This is a genomic window from Paenibacillus allorhizosphaerae, assembly GCF_042659105.1.
Classification (GTDB): Bacteria; Bacillota; Bacilli; order Paenibacillales; family NBRC-103111; genus Paenibacillus_G; species Paenibacillus_G allorhizosphaerae.
On record NZ_JBHSRV010000006.1, the window covers coordinates 80,271 to 101,152 of the forward strand.

Annotated in this window: 23 protein-coding genes and 1 pseudogene; 8 read left to right on the forward strand and 16 right to left on the reverse strand. The window is 51.2% G+C overall.

Going from position 1 to position 20,882, the window contains the following annotated elements:
- Positions 1–75 precede the first annotated feature (75 nt).
- Entirely contained in the window at positions 76–1,179 is a 1,104-nt protein-coding gene (locus ACFQI7_RS21725; RefSeq protein WP_218101093.1) for a quinone-dependent dihydroorotate dehydrogenase, read from the reverse strand.
- 170 nt (positions 1,180–1,349) lie between these two features.
- Between ACFQI7_RS21725 and ACFQI7_RS21730 the strand changes: the two genes are divergently transcribed.
- Positions 1,350–1,484: a hypothetical protein gene (locus ACFQI7_RS21730; protein WP_268966844.1), complete on the forward strand. Its 135-nt coding sequence runs from the start codon at positions 1,350–1,352 to the stop codon at positions 1,482–1,484.
- Positions 1,485–1,563: 79 nt separating this feature from the next.
- On the opposite strand, the gene ACFQI7_RS21735 is transcribed toward ACFQI7_RS21730, so the two are convergent.
- The 4 genes from ACFQI7_RS21735 to ACFQI7_RS21750 form a co-directional block, all read right to left on the reverse strand.
- Positions 1,564–2,970 (reverse strand): L,D-transpeptidase family protein, encoded by a 1,407-nt coding sequence (locus tag ACFQI7_RS21735; RefSeq protein WP_230415308.1) that lies wholly within the window; start codon positions 2,968–2,970, stop codon positions 1,564–1,566.
- Between the two features lie 305 nt (positions 2,971–3,275).
- Positions 3,276–3,512, reverse strand: a complete 237-nt coding sequence (locus ACFQI7_RS21740; protein WP_218101092.1) for a ferredoxin — start codon at positions 3,510–3,512, stop codon at positions 3,276–3,278.
- 119 nt (positions 3,513–3,631) lie between these two features.
- On the reverse strand, positions 3,632–4,135 hold the full coding sequence (gene mobB, locus ACFQI7_RS21745) for a molybdopterin-guanine dinucleotide biosynthesis protein B (RefSeq protein WP_218101091.1): 504 nt from the start codon (positions 4,133–4,135) through the stop codon (positions 3,632–3,634).
- Positions 4,132–5,427: a DNA polymerase IV gene (locus tag ACFQI7_RS21750; RefSeq protein WP_218101090.1), complete on the reverse strand. Its 1,296-nt coding sequence runs from the start codon at positions 5,425–5,427 to the stop codon at positions 4,132–4,134. Before ACFQI7_RS21750 ends, mobB begins: the two co-directional genes overlap by 4 nt.
- 227 nt (positions 5,428–5,654) lie before the next feature.
- Here ACFQI7_RS21750 and cimA point away from each other — a divergent pair, with 227 nt between their 5' ends.
- Positions 5,655–7,274 carry a citramalate synthase gene (gene cimA, locus ACFQI7_RS21755; protein WP_218101089.1) on the forward strand — a complete coding sequence of 540 codons (1,620 nt, stop codon included), beginning with the start codon at positions 5,655–5,657 and terminating at the stop codon, positions 7,272–7,274.
- A gap of 88 nt (positions 7,275–7,362) precedes the next feature.
- Here cimA and ACFQI7_RS21760 read toward each other — a convergent pair whose 3' ends face one another.
- Positions 7,363–7,905, reverse strand: coding sequence for a TlpA family protein disulfide reductase (locus ACFQI7_RS21760; protein ID WP_218101088.1), 543 nt, complete (start codon positions 7,903–7,905; stop codon positions 7,363–7,365).
- A gap of 182 nt (positions 7,906–8,087) precedes the next feature.
- On the opposite strand from ACFQI7_RS21760, the gene ACFQI7_RS21765 reads away from it, so the two are divergent.
- The gene (locus tag ACFQI7_RS21765) at positions 8,088–9,401 is read left to right on the forward strand and encodes an MFS transporter (protein ID WP_218101087.1); all 1,314 of its coding nucleotides are present in this window, start codon (positions 8,088–8,090) and stop codon (positions 9,399–9,401) included.
- A 50-nt stretch (positions 9,402–9,451) separates the two neighbouring features.
- On the forward strand, positions 9,452–9,886 hold the full coding sequence (locus tag ACFQI7_RS21770; protein ID WP_218101086.1) for a Mov34/MPN/PAD-1 family protein: 435 nt from the start codon (positions 9,452–9,454) through the stop codon (positions 9,884–9,886).
- A gap of 20 nt (positions 9,887–9,906) precedes the next feature.
- On the opposite strand, the pseudogene ACFQI7_RS21775 reads toward ACFQI7_RS21770, so the two are convergent.
- From ACFQI7_RS21775 to ACFQI7_RS21795, 5 genes and pseudogenes are all read right to left on the reverse strand, one after another.
- Positions 9,907–10,113 (reverse strand): annotated as a pseudogene (locus ACFQI7_RS21775) (carbohydrate ABC transporter permease); the annotation flags it as partial.
- Position 10,114: 1 nt separating this feature from the next.
- Complete coding sequence (locus ACFQI7_RS21780; protein ID WP_218101085.1) at positions 10,115–10,492, reverse strand: hypothetical protein; 378 nt, start codon at positions 10,490–10,492, stop codon at positions 10,115–10,117.
- A gap of 254 nt (positions 10,493–10,746) precedes the next feature.
- The gene (locus ACFQI7_RS21785; RefSeq protein WP_218101084.1) at positions 10,747–11,478 is read right to left on the reverse strand and encodes an exonuclease domain-containing protein; all 732 of its coding nucleotides are present in this window, start codon (positions 11,476–11,478) and stop codon (positions 10,747–10,749) included.
- A gap of 22 nt (positions 11,479–11,500) precedes the next feature.
- A complete protein-coding gene (locus ACFQI7_RS21790; RefSeq protein ID WP_218101083.1) occupies positions 11,501–12,571 on the reverse strand; it encodes a DUF294 nucleotidyltransferase-like domain-containing protein in 1,071 nt (356 codons plus the stop codon).
- A gap of 46 nt (positions 12,572–12,617) precedes the next feature.
- The gene (locus ACFQI7_RS21795) at positions 12,618–14,006 is read right to left on the reverse strand and encodes an ammonium transporter (protein WP_218101082.1); all 1,389 of its coding nucleotides are present in this window, start codon (positions 14,004–14,006) and stop codon (positions 12,618–12,620) included.
- A gap of 365 nt (positions 14,007–14,371) precedes the next feature.
- Between ACFQI7_RS21795 and ACFQI7_RS21800 the strand changes: the two genes are divergently transcribed.
- Together ACFQI7_RS21800 and ACFQI7_RS21805 are read left to right on the forward strand one after the other, a co-directional pair.
- Positions 14,372–14,803: a helix-turn-helix domain-containing protein gene (locus tag ACFQI7_RS21800; protein WP_218101081.1), complete on the forward strand. Its 432-nt coding sequence runs from the start codon at positions 14,372–14,374 to the stop codon at positions 14,801–14,803.
- Between the two features lie 28 nt (positions 14,804–14,831).
- Positions 14,832–15,518, forward strand: coding sequence for a zinc metallopeptidase (locus tag ACFQI7_RS21805; protein ID WP_218101080.1), 687 nt, complete (start codon positions 14,832–14,834; stop codon positions 15,516–15,518).
- 85 nt (positions 15,519–15,603) lie between these two features.
- Here ACFQI7_RS21805 and ACFQI7_RS21810 read toward each other — a convergent pair whose 3' ends face one another.
- From ACFQI7_RS21810 to ACFQI7_RS21820, 3 genes are all read right to left on the reverse strand, one after another.
- Positions 15,604–15,906: a putative quinol monooxygenase gene (locus tag ACFQI7_RS21810; protein ID WP_218101079.1), complete on the reverse strand. Its 303-nt coding sequence runs from the start codon at positions 15,904–15,906 to the stop codon at positions 15,604–15,606.
- A 106-nt stretch (positions 15,907–16,012) separates the two neighbouring features.
- Positions 16,013–16,606, reverse strand: coding sequence for a YdeI/OmpD-associated family protein (locus ACFQI7_RS21815; protein ID WP_218101078.1), 594 nt, complete (start codon positions 16,604–16,606; stop codon positions 16,013–16,015).
- A gap of 102 nt (positions 16,607–16,708) precedes the next feature.
- Positions 16,709–18,538: an ABC transporter substrate-binding protein gene (locus ACFQI7_RS21820; protein WP_218101077.1), complete on the reverse strand. Its 1,830-nt coding sequence runs from the start codon at positions 18,536–18,538 to the stop codon at positions 16,709–16,711.
- Positions 18,539–18,695: 157 nt separating this feature from the next.
- Here ACFQI7_RS21820 and ACFQI7_RS21825 point away from each other — a divergent pair, with 157 nt between their 5' ends.
- Positions 18,696–18,842, forward strand: a complete 147-nt coding sequence (locus ACFQI7_RS21825; protein ID WP_218101076.1) for a hypothetical protein — start codon at positions 18,696–18,698, stop codon at positions 18,840–18,842.
- A gap of 71 nt (positions 18,843–18,913) precedes the next feature.
- Here the strand turns inward: ACFQI7_RS21825 and ACFQI7_RS21830 are convergent, their stop codons facing one another.
- Positions 18,914–19,804: a LysR family transcriptional regulator gene (locus tag ACFQI7_RS21830; RefSeq protein WP_218101075.1), complete on the reverse strand. Its 891-nt coding sequence runs from the start codon at positions 19,802–19,804 to the stop codon at positions 18,914–18,916.
- A 113-nt stretch (positions 19,805–19,917) separates the two neighbouring features.
- On the opposite strand from ACFQI7_RS21830, the gene tpx reads away from it, so the two are divergent.
- Positions 19,918–20,421, forward strand: coding sequence for a thiol peroxidase (tpx, locus tag ACFQI7_RS21835; RefSeq protein ID WP_218101074.1), 504 nt, complete (start codon positions 19,918–19,920; stop codon positions 20,419–20,421).
- A 61-nt stretch (positions 20,422–20,482) separates the two neighbouring features.
- On the opposite strand, the gene ACFQI7_RS21840 is transcribed toward tpx, so the two are convergent.
- Positions 20,483–20,872 carry a DUF1499 domain-containing protein gene (locus tag ACFQI7_RS21840; protein ID WP_218092465.1) on the reverse strand — a complete coding sequence of 130 codons (390 nt, stop codon included), beginning with the start codon at positions 20,870–20,872 and terminating at the stop codon, positions 20,483–20,485.
- Between the last annotated feature and the right edge of the window lie 10 nt (positions 20,873–20,882).

Here is a 20,882-nt window from a genome sequence, read left to right on the forward strand (position 1 = left end):
CTCCAATACGCTTTAGAGGAAAAATTGCCAACAATGGCAACTTTCCTCGAATCGATAGATCGGCCGCCCACTGCGCTACTTCGTCCGATGCGCCGATCCGACCGCTTCCGCGATTCGGGTGAACCCGTCTTTGCGCAGCAGCGTTCGGAGCCCGTCGTTCAGCTTGCGCAGAAGCCCCGGACCCTCATAAATAAGTGCCGTATATACTTCGACCAGACTGGCCCCGGCCCGTATTTTTTCGTAGGCGTCCTCCGCTGAGAAAATGCCGCCCGATCCGATGATCGGCAGCTTCCCGTCCGTTAGCCGGTAAATCGTCCGTATGAGCTCAGTAGAACGTTCGGTAAGCGGTCTTCCGCTAAGTCCTCCGGCTTCCTTCCGGTTCTCGTGGGACAAGCCGTCGCGGGATAGCGTCGTGTTCGAAGCGATGATCCCGGACACGCCGCTCCTTTCGATGGTCGCCACGGTATACTCTACTTCCTCCGGCGTCAAATCAGGCGCGATTTTCACGAGCACCGGCTTTTGCCTTCCTCCGAACTTGGCATGCTGCGCACGAATTTCGCTAGTTACCGCTGCAAGCAGTCTGGATAAGTCGTCGCCATGCTGAAGATTACGCAAATCCGGAGTGTTCGGCGAGCTGATATTGACCACGAAAAAATCGCCGTAACCATACAGCGCCTGAATGCAAGCGCGATAATCGTCTTCCGCCTGTTCGTTCGGCGTCATTTTGTTTTTGCCGATGTTGATCGCAAGCGGGATGGAACGGTGTCCCTGGTTACGGAGATTCCGCTTCATGCCTTCAATCCCTACATTATTGAAGCCCATCCGATTGATGAGCGCCGCATCCTGCGGAAGCCGAAACAATCGCGGCTGCTCGTTGCCTTCCTGCGGCTTGGGCGTTACCGTCCCGACTTCCATAAAGCCGAATCCGATATTCGAGAAGCCCGGAACCGCCTTCGCGTTCTTATCGAGACCTGCGGCGAGCCCGACCGGATTGTCGAAGCGAATCCCCCACAGCTCCGTCTGCAGTTCCGGACTCAGCCTCACTCCATACATGGCGCGGAGCAGCCTGCGGCCGCCCGGCACATTTCCGATCGTATGGAGTCCGTCGATCGTAAGGTGGTGCGCTTTTTCCGGATCCATCCGAAACAGCACCGGTTTTGCTATTTTCTTGTAAAGCATCTGTATGTTCTCTCCCTCTAAAGCCGCGTATCCTAGTGCAACCCTTCTTTTGACAGTTTATCGTTTTATCGCTTAAAAATAAAGTAGGCATATGTGAAAACTGCATCAGCGAAACAGGCCCGATTATGCTAAAATAGGCTTAAAACCTAGAAAAGGCAGGACTGATCCGCATGCCTAAAAAGAAATCCTCTTATGCCCAGCGCAAACAAAAAGACGAGCCGAACAAGAAGCTGATCATCTGGATCAGCTCCATATTCGCGCTCATTATTATCGCGATGACCGTGCTGCTCATCTTGAACCCGTAAATGCCGATCCACGGAAGTCCCCTGCATCATCGGACGAATCGCAGTCGCCTCAACTGTGCAAGCAGCAATACGTAACGCCTTAATTCAGCCAACGGTACACTTTACCCGGATTCGTATCTTCGCTTGCCACAGGCAGCAGGAACGGCTTGCTTGAACGCACTTCTTCCAGCGGAAGCAGCCCTTTTCCGATCGTCACCTGTGTACCGAGCGGCACGAGATCGAATAGCTCTTCTATATCTTCCTTGCGCATTCTTATACATCCTAGTGATTGGTCTTTTCCGATACTGGACGGTTTATTCGTTCCGTGAATGGCGTAATTCGTATCGGACAATGTCATGCCGCGGCTGCCGAACTCGCCGTCCGATTTGCCGTTCGGGTTGCGCACTTTCTCCGAAATGTTGAAGCTTCCTTCCGGCGTGCGGGAACCGCCCAAGCCGACGGCATAATTGCGCACGATGATGTTGCCGCTCACCACGGCGAGACGATGCGCCGTCTTGTCCACGATAATGCGCATCGGTTCGTTCAACGGCTTGGTCAAGCCGCCGTTACCCGCTTCGGGCAGCGCGCTGACGGCGGTTGCCGCGGTTTGCTTTGCCGCAGCAGTGAGTTCTGTGCCAAACTCTTCCTTTTGCCGATCAAACCGTTCCTGCATGTACGGCGTTAATCCCGGCAGTATATTATTAGGGTATGCCGCGGTCAACTCGGCGCTCTGCTTCGGCATCCGGCCGTTCCGCCCGATGTAAGCCGCCAACGCGGACTTCAATACAAGCTCCTGTTCCTGCGTCGTCATCCAAGCATTCACAATCGCTTCCGCCTTCGCCGGGTCGCTCGGCTCGCACTCGCAGCTCTGTGCGTCATGATAATATATTTGCTGCTGCGAGGCATCCTGCTTCGCTTCGACCGAAAGGATGAGCTGCGGCTTCTTCTGCCAGCCGATCCACGAAGTTCCGCCCAGCGGAAGTCCTCGCGCCAGCAGCGCGAAGCTGCTGACCCGCTCCTTGAGCAGCATTTCCTGAAGCGCGGCGCCAACTGTTTCCTTGCTTTTGCCTTTGGATAAATAATATACTTTCGTTTCCTGCACCTGGGCGCTGCTCACTCCTTGCGGAAGCGGCATTTCCCGGTCTAGTTGTTCCTGCCGCCATGAACCTGGTGCGATCAATACAGACGCTATGGCGAAAAGCAGCATGACCGCGATGCGCAGCAAGCTCCGCTTCCGCGTCCGTTTCCGGCTTGTACTCCAGCGTTCGATCGTTTCCAGCTCTTCCGCCGGCAAACTTATCTTTTGATTCTCGTAGGCTTCGTAAATCTCCCCGGCCTGTGCATAGCAGTAGAGAGCTTTTCCCTGTTTCCCTTGCGACTCGTATTCCCGGCCCAGCAGGTACCATGCCATTTTATTTTCCGGATGTGCCTTGACGTATTTTTTCAAATACATCGGGTCCTGCTTGAAAAACAGCTCCAATTGTTCATCCGATGGTTTCGTTTTCACGACAAGCGAACCCTCTCTTTCCGGCTTCTCCTTTTCTATATCGGTTTTTGTTAAGCGATCATTGAGAAAAAAACCTTCCCGAAAGCGGGAAACGCCATCGGAAAGGTTATTCAGCCTTAATTGCTCTATTCAAATTCGCAGGACGGTTAGCCTGGCATCATACTGCCAGTGATGCGTTTACTCTTCCAGCTAACGCTTCCGCTTCATTTCCGTAAAAGTTTCCACGACCGCGGGGTCTACATAATCAAAAGAGCCTATCCCCTTTTCACAAAGGGACAGGCTCTTTCCATCGTCGCAAAAACCGATTATTTATTAAAAGGAGCATCCGCTACTTTAATGGAATCGGTAGGGCAGCCGTCTTGCGCATCTTGCAGATCATCGTAAAGATCTTCCGGAATTTCTGTGTTACCTGTGTTGCTGTCGCCGTCGAAAATAACTTCTGCCAGACCCTCATCGTCGTAATCGTAGATGTCAGGGGCGGTTGCGCCGCAAGCGCCGCAGGCGATACAGGTGTCTTTCTCCACCCATGTGTATTTAGCCATGACTCATATTCCTCCTTAAATGTGCAGCCTCATCCTAAAATATAATATAAATGCCTTGAAAGTTCAAATAGAAAGTAGAGAACGATATGATAACTTCTTGCTATGGAACGCAGCTACCGTCAATCGTATAAGAAACGACGCTCAATGAAACAGGCGATCCCTTCAATATCGTCGGGATCATAGACGGGAATATCGACCGGTGGTTCCGGAGCGTGGCCTGCGTCTTTCGCGACCAAAGCCAGAGGCCTTTCAGACAGCTGCGCTAGCACTTCCGCTTGCTGGGCGGAACGGAATACGGCTATTTTCGGAAACGGTTCCCGCTTGAACCCTTCAACCAGGACAAGGTCGTACCTTCCGTTCCACTGCTCGATCAGGCTGTGCAGCGTTGAGACGGAGCGTTCGTACAGATGGAGCGCGTGCGGCGATACGACGGCGACGGCCGAAGCGCCGGCATCAATGAAGCGCGTTGAATCCGCACCCGCGACTTCCTTATAGTGCCCGTGGCCGTCGTGCTTTATCACAGCAACCGACAGGCCGCCTGCTTCGAGCCGCGGAACGAGCCTTTCGATTAGCGTCGTCTTCCCGCTGCCGGAAAAACCGGCAAAGCCGATCACCTTCGTCATTCTTCATCCAGCCCTTTCAGCTTCAAGTGGTCCATTTGCAGTGAAGTCCCGCGCACTTTACTGTTACGTATCAATGCGGACGGATCGTCGCTCAGCATGCCGGCTGTAAGAATGACGCTTTCGCCGTATTTGTCGCGCAGCGCATCCATCGCCTTGTTCAGCTTCTCCTTGAGCGGCTGCTTCTCGTAATCGAACAGATCGAGCTGCACGGCGGCCTCACGCTTTGCCTCCAAATTTTGCAGCGTAATCCCGAGCAAACGCACAGGCTCTCCGGTTTTCCACTGCGAATCGAACAGCTTGCACGCCGCTCTGTAGAATTCATCGGCGTTCTCGGAGGCGCGCGGCAGCTTGGACGCTCTGGTAATCGTCTTCATGTCCGGATCGCGGATCGTAATTTGCACCGTATGAGCCAGAAGCCCTTGCTTTCGCAAACGGCGCCCGACCTGATCGGCCAAATTCAGAAATACGCGATGGATATCATGCTTGTCCTTCATATTGACCGGCAGTGTCGTCGTATGCCCGATCGATTTGCTTTGCTCCCGCTCGGGATTGACGGGCGAGTCATCCTCCCCGTTAGCCGCAAGCAGCAAGTGGGCTCCATAGACGCCGAAGCGATCGGTAAGCAGCCGTTCGTCCGCTTTGGCCAGCTGGCCTAACGTATGAATTTGCAGCTTCTTCAGCTTCTCGGCCGTCTTTCGTCCGATGCCGAACAATTCGTTGCACGGCCGCGGCCACAATACATGCGGAACATCCCGCTTCCGCAGCACGGAAATGCCGTTCGGCTTTTTCATGTCCGATGCCATCTTGGCAAGCAGCTTGTTGGGCGCAACGCCGATCGAGCAAGGAAGCCCCAGCTCCTCGCGAATGCGAACCTGAATCATGTGTGCGATATCGAGCGGCGCACCGAATATTTTGGAGCCGGTGATATCGACATAACACTCGTCGATCGAAACGGGTTCGACTAGCGGCGAGTACTCGTATGCGATTTTCATAAACCGGCGAGAAAACTGCCTGTACAAGTCGAAATCCGGTTTGATCAGAACCAAATCCGGACATAATCGGAGTGCTTGATTCACCAGCATGCCCGTTTTGACGCCGACGGCACGCGCTTTGTAAGAACAAGTCACGACTATGCCTTTGCGAAGCTCCACGCTTCCAGCTACGGCAAGCGGCTTGCCTTTATATAATTCCGGCTCTACCGCTTCGTGAACCGAGCAGTAGAACGCGTTCATATCGATATGCAAGATTACTCTTCCATTGACGGGATAACCGCTTGAACCCGGGTTCGCCATGATTCGGAACACCTCCGGCGAATATCATCTTCTCTCAGCATACCTACACCCCTAATCAAGGTCAAGAAGAACGAGGGACCATTGACCGAAAAAGAGTACACTCCCCCGGGAAAATTGTGCTATAATTATGTAATATACTTTGCGGTTGAGAACGGAAATTCAATCAAAAATGCGATTCAATACCCCGTATCAGCGCAACAGAGGTTGATGGATCAGGAGGCCAGTTTATGAACACCACGATCAAAATATTCGATACGACACTCAGGGACGGCACCCAAGGCGAAGGAATCAGCCTTTCCGTCGAAGACAAATTGAAAATCGCCCAGAAGCTCGACGCGCTGGGTGTTTCTTATATTGAAGGCGGCTGGCCGGGCAGCAACAACAAAGACATTGAGTTTTTCATTCGAGTGAAAGAACTCTCCTTCAAGCAGGCAAAAGTAACGGCTTTCGGCAGCACGCGCCGCAAAGGCACAAGGGCTGAGAACGACCCGAACTTGAACCGGATTCTTGAAGTCGGCGTAGCCGCCGCGGCGATCTTCGGCAAGTCCTGGGATTTCCAGGTGCATACGGCGATTCAGACGACGCTTGAAGAAAATTTGGCGATGATTTACGATTCCGTCCACTTTCTGAAAACCAACGGTCTGGAAGTCATTTACGACGCCGAGCATTTCTTCGACGGCTATAAGACCAATCCCGAATATGCGCTGGCCACGATCAAGCAAGCGGAAGCGGCAGGCGCAGATTGGATCGCCCTGTGCGACACGAACGGTGGGACGCTCCCTCATGAAATATCGGAAATCGTGAAGACCGTATGTCAAAACATTCGTACCCCGATCGGCATTCATGCGCATAACGATTGCGAGCTGGGCGTAGCCAACAGCATCGCTGCCGTGATGGCCGGCGCTAGGCAGGTTCAAGGCACGATTAACGGCTACGGCGAACGATGCGGCAACGCCAATCTGGTGTCCATTATCCCGAATTTGCAGCTGAAGCTGAACTACGACGTGATCTCCTCCGAGCAGTTGGCAAGCCTGAGCAGCATTGCCCGTTATGTGAGCGAAATCGCCAATATGCATATGCCAATCAACCAGCCGTACGTCGGCTCGGCAGCATTCGCCCACAAAGGCGGCATTCACGTTTCTGCCATATTGCGGGATTCCAGTACGTACGAACACATTACGCCTGAGCTTGTGGGCAACAAGCAGCGCGTACTCGTATCCGAACTGGCCGGGCAAAGCAATCTGGTATTCAAGGCGCAGGAATTGGGCCTCGATTTCGATACGAACAATCAACAAACCAAGCAGCTCATCGAGCAAATCAAGGAAATGGAACATCAAGGCTACAAGTTCGAAGGGGCGGATGCGACGCTGGAGCTGTTGATGCGCAACGCGTACGGCTTGTTGGAAGAAATTTTTACGCTCGAATCGTTCAAGATCATGGTTACCAAATCGGTGGGCCACCCTGTTCTATCCGAAGCGATCGTCAAGGTGAAAGTGCACGGGGAAACCGTGTACAATGCGGCGGAAGGCAACGGGCCGGTCAACGCGCTGGACAATGCGCTGCGCAAATGTTTGGAGAAATGTTATCCCGGCATTCAAAATATGCATCTGGCCGACTACAAAGTACGCGTTCTGGACGATAAAAATGCGACGGCCGGCAAAGTGAGAGTGCTGATCGAATCGTCCGATTTCAAAAATTCGTGGAGCACGGTCGGCGTTTCGGAAAATATTATCGAAGCGAGCTGGCAAGCCTTGGTCGACAGCATGCGCTACGCGCTGCTCTCGCAATCGCGCACCGATCATCAACCAGAAGAACAGCGCGAGCGTGTCGGACTCGTCAACCATTGATTATTGCATGTAACCGAAAACTTTTCCTTTCCAAATAAAAGCTGGGCTTTCCGTACTATAGACGGAGATGCCGCAGCTTTTATTTGTACTAGGCTTCGATTAAGGACTGAATACGCTTCTCGAGTTCCTCGCGTGGGAGCACATGGATGATTTCTCTTAAATTCCCGTGCTTATCGATCAAGAAACTGGTCGGGACAAATAAGATCCGGTATGCGGCCGCCGCTTCCCCTTGCGAATCAAGCAGGACCGGAAAACGATACCCGTATTGCTTGACGAAGCTTCGCGCGTCTTTCAAGCTGTCCCCTTTCGTTACATTAACGGCGTACAGATCGATTTCCCCTTTGTAACGCTCGTACAGCTGCGCCAAGTCGGGAGCTTCCTCGTGGCAAGGTCCGCACCAGGAAGCCCAAAAATTGACGATAAGCGGTTTGTCCCGCGGACCGCCTACATGATAGTCGGCCCCGTCCATCGCTTTTAAAGAAAACGAAGGTACGGCCAGACCATGCTTCAGCTCCGGCCTGGAAGCGGATGCCTGCGCTATTGCGGCCGTTCCGTCCCCTGCATTGCTTTGGTACACGCCCAGCACAACCAATACAACCGCTAAGGCTGTCAATAATGCGATTTTTTTCATCTACTCTCTCCTTGTTGTCACTCATCGGATTGAACCCGCTTCTTTTTCCAGTATCTCCAAAACATCGGCAAACGTTACGCTGCTCTTGTTTTCCTTCATTAGGTATAAGCAAAAAGCATGGTAAGTTATTGATTCGGGTACATTATGTTCATCTTAGGTAAATAGAGGAGCAGGATGACGTAATGGAAAAAACGAAGCAAAGAAGACTCGATATTACGTTTGAAAGCGACGTAAGCTGGAAACCGAAGGGGCGGTCCCGCGGGCAAGAGGAGAACAAAGAGAAAAAAGGCGGAGAATCAAAAGGGAGAATTTGGGAATTCATTGCGATCGCTTCCGTTCCGCTCGTTCTTGTGCTCGGCAATTCAATGCTGGTCCCTATTTTGCCCGATATGCAGGAGCGTCTAGGCATCAGCCAATTCCAAAGCAGCTTGGTCATCACCTTGTTCTCCGTAACGGCCGGTTTAGTCATCCCGATCTCTGGTTATTTATCCGACCGATTTTCAAGAAAGGGCATCATGATTCCGTCGCTTATCATTTACGGGGCAGCCGGCGTATTGGCAGGATTCGGCGCCGTTTGGAACTCTTATACAACGATCATAATTGCCCGGGCAATTCAAGGACTTGGTGCCGCCGGGACGGCACCGATTGCGATGGCTCTCGCCGGCGATTTATATAAGGAAGGAACGGAAAGTAAAGCGCTCGGTTTAACGGAGGCGTCGAACGGCACGGGCAAAGTCGTCAGTCCGATTATAGGGTCTTTGCTCGCTCTCATCGTATGGTACGCCGCTTTTTTTGCTTTTCCCATTTTTTGCGCGTTATCCCTATTGGCGATCATGTTCTTAATTAAAGAACCCGAGAAAACGAAAGAACCGATGAAGCTTGGCGAATATTTGCGAAGTATCGGCAAAGTGTTGAAGGAAAAGGGCCGATGGCTGATTACATCATTCATTGCCGGTTCGGTCTCCCTCTTTGTTTTGTTCGGCGTGCTCTTTTACTTATCGGATATATTGGAGGTAGCTCCTTACAATATTGATGGCGTGATGAAAGGGTTAGTGCTTGCCATTCCGCTGCTCGGACTGGTCGCCACCTCGTATACGACAGGCTCGCTGATTAAGAAGAACGGCACGGTGATGCGCTGGCTTATTAATATCGGGCTCATGATCATGACGGTCGCTCTCGGATTATGCATCTTCCTTTACAATAAAAACATTTATTTGTTCATCGGCCTGCTGACGCTGAGCAGTATCGGAACCGGTCTGCTTCTTCCCTGCTTGAATACGATGATTACAGGCTCGGTCAAACGAGAGCAGCGCGGGATGATTACTTCCATATATAACAGCTTGCGCTTTTTGGGCGTAGCCGCCGGTCCTCCTTTATTCGGGTGGATGATGGAGAAATCGCACCAGATGGTGTTCATTACCGTCTCTACGATGGCCTTTATTACACTGGGGCTTGTTTTCTTCCTCGTCAAACCGAAAGGTAAAGTTGGAGGTTAATCACTGCTGCGGTTATAATGAGATGTAAAAGCGGCAAAGGAAGAAACGTCATGCTTCTTATTAACAATCGAGCTTACCGCGATATGATCGACTATTGCATGAAACAACGGCCGCATGAAGCATGCGGCTTTTTGTCAGGTTATCGAGGCGATTGTTCCGGTCCGAATCGGATCGGCCGTTTTATCCCGGTGGCAAACCGGTCGCCGCGGCCGGAACTGCATTTTGACATGGAACCGCATGAGGTGGTGCGCGCCCTTTACGAAATGGAGGCGGACGACCTCGTTTTGCTCGGTATCGTTCACTCCCATCCTCAAGCTCCCCCCGTTCCTTCCGCCGAAGACATGCTTACCCCATGGCGCCAAGCGATAAGTCATTGGATCGTGTCGCTTCACGGCGATGTCGCGAGCACAAAAGCATACGCGTATTCGAAACTAGATGACGGTACGCTCACTTGGTCTGAACTTCCGATCGTGATCACTCCTTAACTCCTAGCGATTTACCAGGCTTATCCTTTCATTCCGCTTGTGCTGATACCTTCTACGATATATCGCTGGAAAAACAGAAACACGACGAAGATCGGCACTAACGACAGCGTCGCCATGGCGAACATGCCGCCCCAGTTATTAAGCGATTCCCCGTCCAGAAACAGCTTAAGAGCAAGCGATACAGGATACAATTCCGGTTTGTTCAAGTACAGCAGCGGGTTAATGAAATCATCCCATCTCCAAGTATAAATATTTCTCCGATCCCGTGTAGCTGAACAGCCGATCGACCAAGTGTTGGCGAATAATGAGCCTGTCATTATCGGAAGCGCTTTCAGACAACGAAGTCAGCCACCCTTGAATGGACACATCCGTAGCGAGATTGTACGAAAGCTGCCGAAGCCGCTTCAGCTCCGTTTCAATCGCGGAAGAAGACAAATTAAGCACCCGCGACGATTTGTCGTAAATTTGCCCGTCGTAGATCGAGAATGCATATTGCTGCACCAAAATCGTAAACGTCAGCGACAGCGCGATTATGAATGCGATCAGTAAAAACAGCTTGTTGCGGATCCGCATGTGCTTGTAATCCAAAAAGGAAAATGATCGCATGGGTGTTGGTCTCCTTCTCTCTCAATTCGAACCCGACGGCCGGAGATTTTACGCTTGATGCAAATCGTCTTCCGATTATAACGAAATTACTTTCGAATTTTCCATACTTGTTCTTTAACACTTTAGTAGCAGTGTACCACAGGTTTGTCCTAAATTCGATGACATGGCTGAGCGCAATCCGAGTTCCGTTTGGAGCCTATAACAAAAAGAGCCTCCGGCTTTGCCGCTAGCGCGGCATGCTTGAAGACTCTTTATTAATGATGGCTTAGCTGCAAATATAAATCACCCAGAGTATGAACGTCGCGGGATCTGATTTCCTGCAGCAATTTCCCCCACAGCCGGGCTGTCATGACCGCATCTTCCAGCGCATGGTGGCGAATCGTCGTTTCCACGCCATATAAGTCCAGCATCGAATCCAGATCATACGAAGGAAGCTTCGGATTCAGCCATTTGGCGATGATCATCGTATCCAGCAGGCGATGCGATAAATTGACTTTCGACGTTTTCCATAAGGCGGAATTGAGGAAGTGCTTATCGTGACCCGAGCCGTGCGCAATCAATATTTTGGACTGGACGAATTCTAGAAATCCTTTCAATGCGTGCAGTACATCCGGCGCTTCCAGAACCATTTCGTTCGATATGCCCGTAAGCTCTTCAATCTCTTTCGGGATGTTCCGCTTCGGGTTGACGAGACTGTAAAACGTGTCTTCCGTGATGACGCTCCCCGTTACCGAGACGGCGCCGAAGGAAATGATCTCATCCCCGTTATACGGCGAAAAACCGGTAGTTTCCAAATCGAAAACAACCAGTTCCACCGAGTCCAACGAAATTTCGTAGAGCGAGTTTTTGCGCTGCTCCTTCATCATGGATCGAATGAAAGCCATTTGTTGGGCGCTCCGCACATCGAACATCGAAGTGATGGCCGGCGTCAGCCCTCCCATTTTATATAAACTCCACATTCCGCCAGCAGGTTTCCTATCTTTCATTACCGATCACCTAACCTTTTTCTCACAACTCCCGGTGTACTTTCTTTTTAACGTACTTTTGCAAATCGTTTCCGATCCGCAAGCAAAGCTTTAGCTCCGACGCCCGTTCCTTCGTCAGTTGTTCGGCCGTCAGCTTGCCGCGCGTCATGTAGTGACCGTTTTCGATTTGGAACGGGGTCATGGACCTCAGCTTCATGGCGATCGCGAGCGCCTCCAGAAAGTCGTCTCCCAACTCCTCCTCGAGCACGCGAGCCGCGATCAGCTGACGGATTCGCTCCTCCGTAGAACTGCTGCGAACGCCGGCTTCAAGGGCAAGCAGCCGGACGCCGTTCACAATCGGAATATATGCGCCGTACTTGATGTCCACGCCGCCGGCATCTTCCCCGTACCGTTCCTTGATCAATTGCCCGAACAGTCCGATCGAAACTTTATGATGAAGCGTGTTGCGCAGCAAATACTCAATCATTTCGGGCCGGTCGATCAAATATTGATGAAACACATCCATAATTTGATCGCCTAGCGAAGTATCGCCGTAAATCGCCCGCAGATCGGCCGTGATCAGCAAATATCTCACATGCTCCCAATCCGGTTCGCCGAACCAATCGAGCAGCATGGAGCGATAAGCCGTTAACGGTTTCAGCCATCGCTCATTCGTGCATATGACCCCGCCGCTGCATGGCGGATACCCGGCCGATAGGAGCATCGCGTAAATTTTTGCCGCCAGCTTTGGAAAATAATGTTCCGCGGCCAACCTTTCTTCTTCCGTCGCCGGGTCGGCATATACCAATCCGTTATCCTGATCGCTCCAGAGCGTCTGTTCGCTCCGCCCGCCACTGCCGAAGAGCAAAAAAGCATAGGGCAGCGGGGCCGTGCCCGCTCCTTCGTCTTTCAGTTCCTGCTCCGCCCATTCCACGGCACGCCGGATCACGGCATCATGGAACGCATTCGTTTCCCGGCTCCAATCGAGCGGGGGAGAGAAAAGGAGACGCCGCTGAAACTCCTCATGCGCCTGATCCCGGAACGCGCGCAGCTCCGTTACATTACGGGCCTTGGCGATTTCCTGAAGAATCCATTCCGACGAGAGACGTTCCATAAAGTATCTCCTTTGTTTGTAATCAAGTGTCGAAGAGGCCCGTCAATTAGACCGTATGCGAGACGCTGTCGGTCGTTTTTCTCATTTGTTCGGGATACCCGTAAGTGCCATGTTCGGACAAGTCCAAACCGGTTATTTCTTCTTCCTCGGTGACGCGCAGACCGATCGTCAGTTTGATGACATACAATATAATGTAGGAAAGGATAAGCACGAACAGGAACGCGCCGAAAACGCCCAGCGCCTGCACGCCCAATTGCTCCAATCCGCCGCCGTACAGTAAACCCGCTTTGCCGACGCCAACCTTCTCTGCGAGCTCCGGCGTTGCGAATATGCCTGTCGACAGCGTACCCCAAACCCCGGCGATCCCATGTACGGAGAAAGCGTAGATCGGATCGTCGACGCCGGCTTTCTCAAACCATTGCGCCGTGAAAAATGTAAGAATGCCGGAAATAGCCCCGATAATGACTGCATCTCGCGGCGTCACGAAGGCGCAGGATGCGGTGATCGCCACCAGTGCGGCCAGGACGCCGTTCAGCATGCTTGGAATATCCGCTTTGCCGAAGTACAGCCACGATACGACTAACGCGGCTACTGCACCGGCCGAAGCGGCCAAATTCGTCGTAAGCGCAATGTACCCGAAGAACCCGTCGTTCATTGCGCTGAGCGTCGAGCCCGGATTGAAGCCGAACCAGCCGATCCAGAGAATGATGACGCCGAGGACGGACAATACTTGGTTGTGACCCGGAATCAGGTTCGGCGTATTGTCTTTATTGTATTTGCCGATCCGCGGTTTGAGCAGCAGCGTAGCGACAAGCGCTGCCGTCGCGCCTTGCAGATGAACGACCGTCGAGCCGGCGAAATCCTGCATGCCGATTTTGGACAGCCAGCCACCGCCCCATACCCAGTGCGCAACGATCGGATATACGAGTACAGTGTATAAAATACCGAAGATGAAGTAAACCGGAAGCTTGCCGCGTTCGGCAAAGCCGCCCCACGCAATCGCAAGCGATACGCCAGCAAAGGCGAGCTGGAACAAAAATTTAATCGCGATCGGCACATCCGAAAACGCCAAGGAGTTGAATGCCGCTTGCGCCTGCTCTTCCGTTCCGTCGACGAAAAAGCCTGTTGTTCCGAAAAAACCGTTACCGTCGCCGAACGCAAAGCCGAAGCCGATCGCCCAGAACGCAATGGCGCACAAGCCGAAAGTCAATACGGTTTTTCCGGCTACGTGACCGGCATTTTTCATCCGGGTGGAGCCTGCTTCAAGCAATGCGAAACCGGCTTGCATGAAGATGACGAGTATGGCCGCTAACATAACCCATACCGCATCAATAGCGCCTTGCAGCTGAGCGGGTGTTGCATCATCAGCAGCGAATGCCATTGCCGGCATGAATGCTGACATAAAGCCCATGGATAATAATAATTTTTTAACCATGTTGACCACTTCCTCATTAATGTTAGTTTTTATAACATTTACTGAAAATCTTAATGTCATTATAATATAGATATTTCAATTTGCAATACGTTTTCTGAAAAATTATTCGTGAAATGCGAAAAATAAGCTCACATATATATGACAAAATTCGGGTTTTGGCAGTAACACTTGAGCTTTACCGTTTTCACAGCTTTCTTTAAAGGGCGAACGCCCAGGAATATTCACATTTCCCGCCACCCCAAGCCTGCGCACCACCTTATGGAAAGCATAACGTTTGACTGTATGGTTTGGATTCAGGTATCATTAATACTAACGAAACGGGTTGCCACATATTAATGGGTAAAGAGGTGATGGGAGATGGGGATATGAGACTGTATAAAATCGGTGAGCTGGCCCGCTTATCGGAAGTCAGTCCCAGAACAATCGACTATTACACGAAGCTCGGGCTGATCGAACCGGAATCCAGATCGGAAACAAACTATCGTCTGTACAGCGATGAAACTTTAACGCGTCTGAAACGTATTGAAAATATGAAAAGGGAGAAGTATACCTTGGAGGAAATCAAGGCGAGCCTATCGCGTTTAAATAAGGTAAGCCGAGATGAAATCGTGACAGATAAGCTTACATCATTGCAGCTGCTGCTGAACCAGCTTGAAAAAGAAGCGAAGGAAGTAGGACCGCTGCTCGATAAGCTTAAGCCGTCGCAGATGAAAAATCTGCACAAGATGTTGACGCCGCCTGCAGCGGCCTGCATTGAAGCGCTTCTGTTACTGCTAGGTAAAGGACCCCTTTCCTAATAAATAAATATATGGAGGAATGGATTCTATGTGGTTTCATCCGATGGATTACTTGATCTTCATCGCCTTCGGACTGTCGATCTGGGCTCAGTTCCGCGTGAAGGGGACATTCAACAAATGGTCCGACATTCCGGTCGCATCCGGAATAACAGGATACGAAGCGGCACGCCGCATGCTTGATGCGAACGGACTGTACGACGTGCCTGTCGAACCCGTACCAGGCGCTTTGACGGACCATTACGACCCGATGGCACGTGCGGTAAGGCTGTCGGAGCCGGTATACTATGAAAACTCGATATCGGCCGTATCCGTTGCGTGCCATGAGGTCGGCCATGCCATACAGCATAAAGTACACTATCCTATGCTCGTACTGCGCCACCGCATGTTCCCGGCGGTTAATTTCACTTCCGGCGTCGCGCCGCTGCTTATTATCGCCGGCTTGATTTTCCAGCAGTTTAACTTCCTGCTTGGCCTCGGGATTATATTTTTCTCCGCAGCGGTGGCGTTCCAGCTCGTTACGCTGCCGGTCGAGTTCAACGCCAGCAACCGTGCCCGCGATTTGATGATCGCGGAAGGCTTTATCACTAACGATGAAGAGCGCGGTGTTGCCAAAGTGCTGAATGCGGCCGCACTTACTTATGTTGCCGCAGCGCTCATCTCTTTGCTGGAACTCGTCAAGTACATTATGATCTTTACAAACCGCAGCGACGATTAATGGATGATCATAAAAAAAAGACCGCCACATGGCGGTCTTTTTTTTGCGAATGTATTTCAAGAAGCTTCCTTGGTAGGTTCACCGTTTAAAACCCTTTGCCCCCGAGCGGCTTGAGCTTAATCGGTTCGACACCGGCAATCAGCGGTTTGGCGCGCTGAATCATAGCAATCGCGTCTTCGTTGCGCAGAGAAGCGTCATGCGCTTCCAAATCGTTCCACAGTTCCGTTACCCAGATCGTATCCGGGTCATCCTCAGACACGTTGATGATGTAGAGATCGCAGCCTTCCACGGATTTGCATTGCTCCGCCGCTTCAAGCAGTATTTCGGCCAAAGCCTCGCCTTTCCCCGGATGTGCCTTAAATTTTCCATACATCGCAAATTTACGCATGGTCATCCTCCTTCTATTCACACATCGTTGTTTGTCCAATTCCACAATTACAAATACCAGCCAGTTGGGCCCTTGTCCGAAGAAACGAGATTTTGAGGTTCGTATGCTAGGATTTCGTAGGATAAATTTTTTCGCCTTTTTCCAGCATTTCGATAAATTGCCGGATGCGACGTTCTCTTGTCTCCGGCTTCTTGGCTTGGTGAATGCGGAATTTGATCGCATACTGATTCTGCTTGTCCAGACGGTCGTAGAACGCCTTCGCCGCGGGACTTGCTTCCAGCGCAGCCGCCAAATCGTCCGGTACCGAAGCAACGCTTTGCGATTCGTAAGCCTTGTCCCATAAACCGTTCCGCTTCGCGGATTCAATCGCTTCAAGCCCGGACGGCATCATTCGGCCGCTAGCGATAAGCCGTTCCGCTTTGTCCTTGTTTACTTTCGACCAAATGCTCTTTGGCCCGCGCGGAGTAAAACGTTGAATCCAGGTCTCGTCGTCGTACGCTTCCTTTTGGCTGTCGATCCATCCATAGCACAAAGCGCATTCCAATGCTTCGTCATAAGTGACCGAGGCCAATCCCGAATTTTTTTTAGCCATCCTTAACCGTACGCCTGGAGAAACGTCATGTTGCTGCGCAAGCCAGTTCTCAAAATCCGCCTGGTCGCGGCAAAATAAAATCGGAAGCTCGCCAACCTTTTTATTCATCCTCATCTCCCCTTGCCTGCATTATATAAAAACATCCCTGACAAATACAGTCAGGGATTGAAAAAAATATGAATTTGACTTGGATACAGCCGGTTCCCCGGCTCATTCCGCGACAGCCGCAACCTGACCTACTGTCGGCTCAAACCATAATTCGCGAAACTGCACCCATCCGATCGCGTTAAGCGATACGTTTTTCAAAGACGGATGAAATACCGTTCGCTGCGTGTGCTGGAACAAAAACAACACATACACCTGGTCCGTAACCAAACTGCGCAACCGGTTCAAATAGCTGCTGCGAATGACGGACGAGCCTTCCTGATACAACCGGCGGATCAGCCAATCGGTCTGCTGCTGCATTTCCGTTCCGAGATGCGCCCTTACATGGCAAGTCGCCGCCAAAAAAAGCTCAATCACCGAAAGCTCCAAGTCCTGTTCCACCACATTGCGGCATAAGCAAAAATGCGATTGATGGATTTGCCGCATACGATGCTCCACATTTTTGGACGAATCCATCTGCCGCAATTCCATTCGAATGCCAAGCTCGTCTAGCTGATCCCGAATGCTCTCGGCAATGTTTCGGAAGTTGGATGAATACGTCAGGAGCAGCGTCTCCCCTTTGTACCCGCTCTGAGTCAAACATTGTTTCGCCGTCATCGGATCATACTGGTCATCCGTGTCGCTATGCTCCCGGGACAGTTCATGGAACCATTTGGCCAGTGATACTTCCCCCAGCCCCGCGACATTCAACTGCTTCCGGTCGAGTCCGTGCAGAAACGCTTTCCGAAAGTACAAATTTTGCTGCGGACCGGGCAAATCCATGTTGAACGTAACAAAGCTGCAATCGCGCCCGATCGTCTCGATCGCCTGCCAATCGTTTGGAACTTCGCCGTCGATATGGCACTGATAATGCATTTGGTACGATGGCGCGGACAAATGGCTGGCCTTGCGCTCGAGCTCCGGCGTAAACCAAATTTCGATCCGGTCCAGGTGAGCTCTCCGGTCAAAATAACGCGGGAACGCCTCCAGCACAAGCATGCTGTCGTCGTTTCGGACCACCTTGAACGGGCCCGTTCCGACCGGCATTCGCCGAAACCGGCTCCCCATTTCTTTGGCGGCGTCCTCCGGCACGATGGAAGCCCGGTCCAGACTCAAATGGTGCAAAAACAGCGGATTCGCTTTGCTGAGGTAAATCCGCAGCGCGTATTTATCCAATATTTCAATTCGCTCCACGTCGTCGAACAGCCAGTGAAACGGAGAACCCATCTCTTCGTTCTTGATTCGTTCCAACGTAAACTTCACATCCGCGGACGTCATTTCTTTGCCATGGTGGAAATATACGCCTTTTCGCAAAAAAAACGTCCATTCCATCTCTTTGTTCGAACTGGTCCAGTAATGCGCCAAATTGCCCTCGATCGTGTCCGTCTTCTCGTTGTATTTTACAAGCACTTCGAAAATTTGCTGTACCATATGGCATTCCACGACATAGGTAATAAAAGCCGGGTCCAGCGTTTCAATAGGTTTGCTGTAAGGAAGTCGCAAAGTGTCGGTTTTTTGCTCGTTCTTCATCTCGGGACTGAATCCAAAATGCGTGTCAAGCCAATACACGAACTGGTCTTTAATGGCAGGAAGGTACGAGTGCTCGTCGAGATGCGCAAATGCCTGCTGAATGTCGCCTCGTTCCACAAACGCCTGGGCGCTCTCGAGTACGACGGTTTCGCTTTTGGCCAAAAACACGAGTTTGGAGCGATGGCCTCTCCCACGTCCGGGAATCCACTCAATCCATCCGGATTCCCCCATGCGCCGAAGCACAAGATTCACATTGCGCCCGGTGCACTGAAACAACTCCGTCAGCTCGCCCATCGTAATTTCAATCTCATCGCCTTCGATCATCTGAGGATAGCGCTTACGTAATTTCATGTAGTACTGATCCATTTTCGCGATCCCCCCATAAAAGATGAAAGTAATAAATATTATGCTACACTTTTTGTTCATCTTTATCAAGCTATAATAAAAGTATACCAAATGCAGCGAGAGTTAACGGAGTATGAACCGTTCCACTCAAAGCCGCATCAACAGGAGGAGACAAACCATGATGAATTTATTCGAACTTGAAATGCAAATGAAAGAAAACATCCAACAAGCCGATAAAAAAACAAAAAGCACCTTTTACGCGCAGGTGCCGCTGATGGATTGGCTGCTCGGTACCGCAGCTGCCAGCCTGATGTTTATATTATAAAATGCCGGAGAAGCCAACTCTCCGGTTTTTCTTTTGAACGTACTCGAAATGCTCCTGCCGGAATGCATAGCTCATTTATCGCGAAAAAAATCAATCAAAAACCGCTGAAACACGCCGGCAACGAGCGGCAGCTTCTCGCCGCTTCGATGAATGAGGCCTACGCTCCGCGTTACTTGCGGATCGACGACCCGAACTTTCACCGGCTGCAGCTCACTAATTTCCGTAAGCGCCATCTCAGGCAGCAAACTGACGCCCATTCCCGCCGCGACCAGACCGCGTATCGTATCCGTCTCTTCCCCTTCGAACCCAATCTGAGGCGTAAAGCCGGCCTGGGCGCACGCGTCAAGCACAATCGAGCGCAGCGAATACTCTTCGCTGAACATGACGAAAGAATCGTCCTTCAACTGCTCAAGCCGAATTTGCTTGTATTCCGCCAGCAGATGCCCCTGCGGTAAAATCGCATACAGCTCTTCCTGCAGCAGCAGTTCCCCGCACACGCGTTCATGCTTCTCGGGAAAAGGTGAAATGAACGCCAAATCAATTTCGCCTTTCAGCACATCGCGAATCAAGCTGTTATAAGTCCCCTGCCGCAGACGGAACTTTACGCCGGGATGCGATTTGCGGAAGTGCGCCACGACGGTCGGCAGTAAATAAATGCCGAGGCTGTGCGGAAATCCGATGCGAATTTCGCCATGCTCCGGATCCAAATATTCGTGTATCTCGTTTACCGCCCGCTCCAAATCGGTGAGAATGCCTTCCACGCGGCTTAAGAACAGTTTGCCGACGGAGGTCAGCTGCAAATTACGGCCTTTTTGCACAAAAAGCTGTACTCCGAGCTCTTCTTCGAGCTGGTGAATTTGTCTGCTTACCGCGGATTGGGCGACGTGAAGCTCCTCGGCCGCCTGGGTGACGTGTTGTTTACGCGCTACTTTCACAAAATATTGCAGCTGTCTAAGTTCCAAGAGCGCTACTTCCTTTCGTATCATCCATTGGACAAGTTCCTTATGAAAAGCTTATAATAAAAATCGGTGGAATACCAATCATTCCTATACATTTGAAGGAGGTCCATGTACATATGGCACAAGCTACATTCAAAGGCAATCCGATTACATTGATCGGACCGGAATTGAAAGTCGGAGACAAAGCTCCGAGCTTTACCATCAGCAAAAACTTGCTTGAAACGGCTTCCCTTTCCGACTATGCAGGAAAAGTGAAGTTGATCAGCGTAGTGCCTTCTCTCGATACGGGCGTATGCGATGCGCAAACTCGCCGTTTCAACGAAGAAGCTGCGAAACTCGGCGACAATGTGGTCGTGCTTACGATCAGCGTGGACTTGCCGTTCGCTCAATCCCGCTGGTGCGGCGCTGCCGGCATCGACAAAGTTGTAACGCTGTCCGACTACAAGGATCGTTCCTTCGGTAAAACATACGGCGTTCTGATCGAAGAGTTCCAACTCGACATGAGATCGATCTTCGTCATCGATGCGAACGACACGATTCAATACGTAGAATACTTGAAGGAAATGACGGAGCATCCGAACTACGAAGCCGCCGTCGAAGCCGTTAAGAAACTGGTTTAATCACGACGTGCATGCAAAAACAGCGGGGAGCCGCCAAAGCTCCCACGCTGTTTTTTTGTTGCTAATTATTTATTTTATGAGCAGCGAGCTTCTTATCGATATGCTTGTAAATATCAAGAATCGTCCGGTAATTGGAGCCTAAATCGCCCAAAGAACCACGTGATGCCGAATAAATATCGACCGCCGTCTTCAGCGGATTAATCGAAAACAACGTTACCGTAATATCTTGCGTTCTTCCGGTAATCGTTCGTTTCTCTACGACAATCTCCCCCACGTTTCTTACTTCGTGAAGCAATTTGTACCCGTTCAATTTTTTAAACATGTTGATGATTTCATCCCAAGCCTGATCCATGGAGATTTTATAGTACCGGGTTTTCAATGCCGGGTCTTTTGCTTTTTCTCCTGTTGTTTCAGCGCTTCGTATGAGTCCGATTAAGGTTCGCTTTAACAAAGCCTTCCCT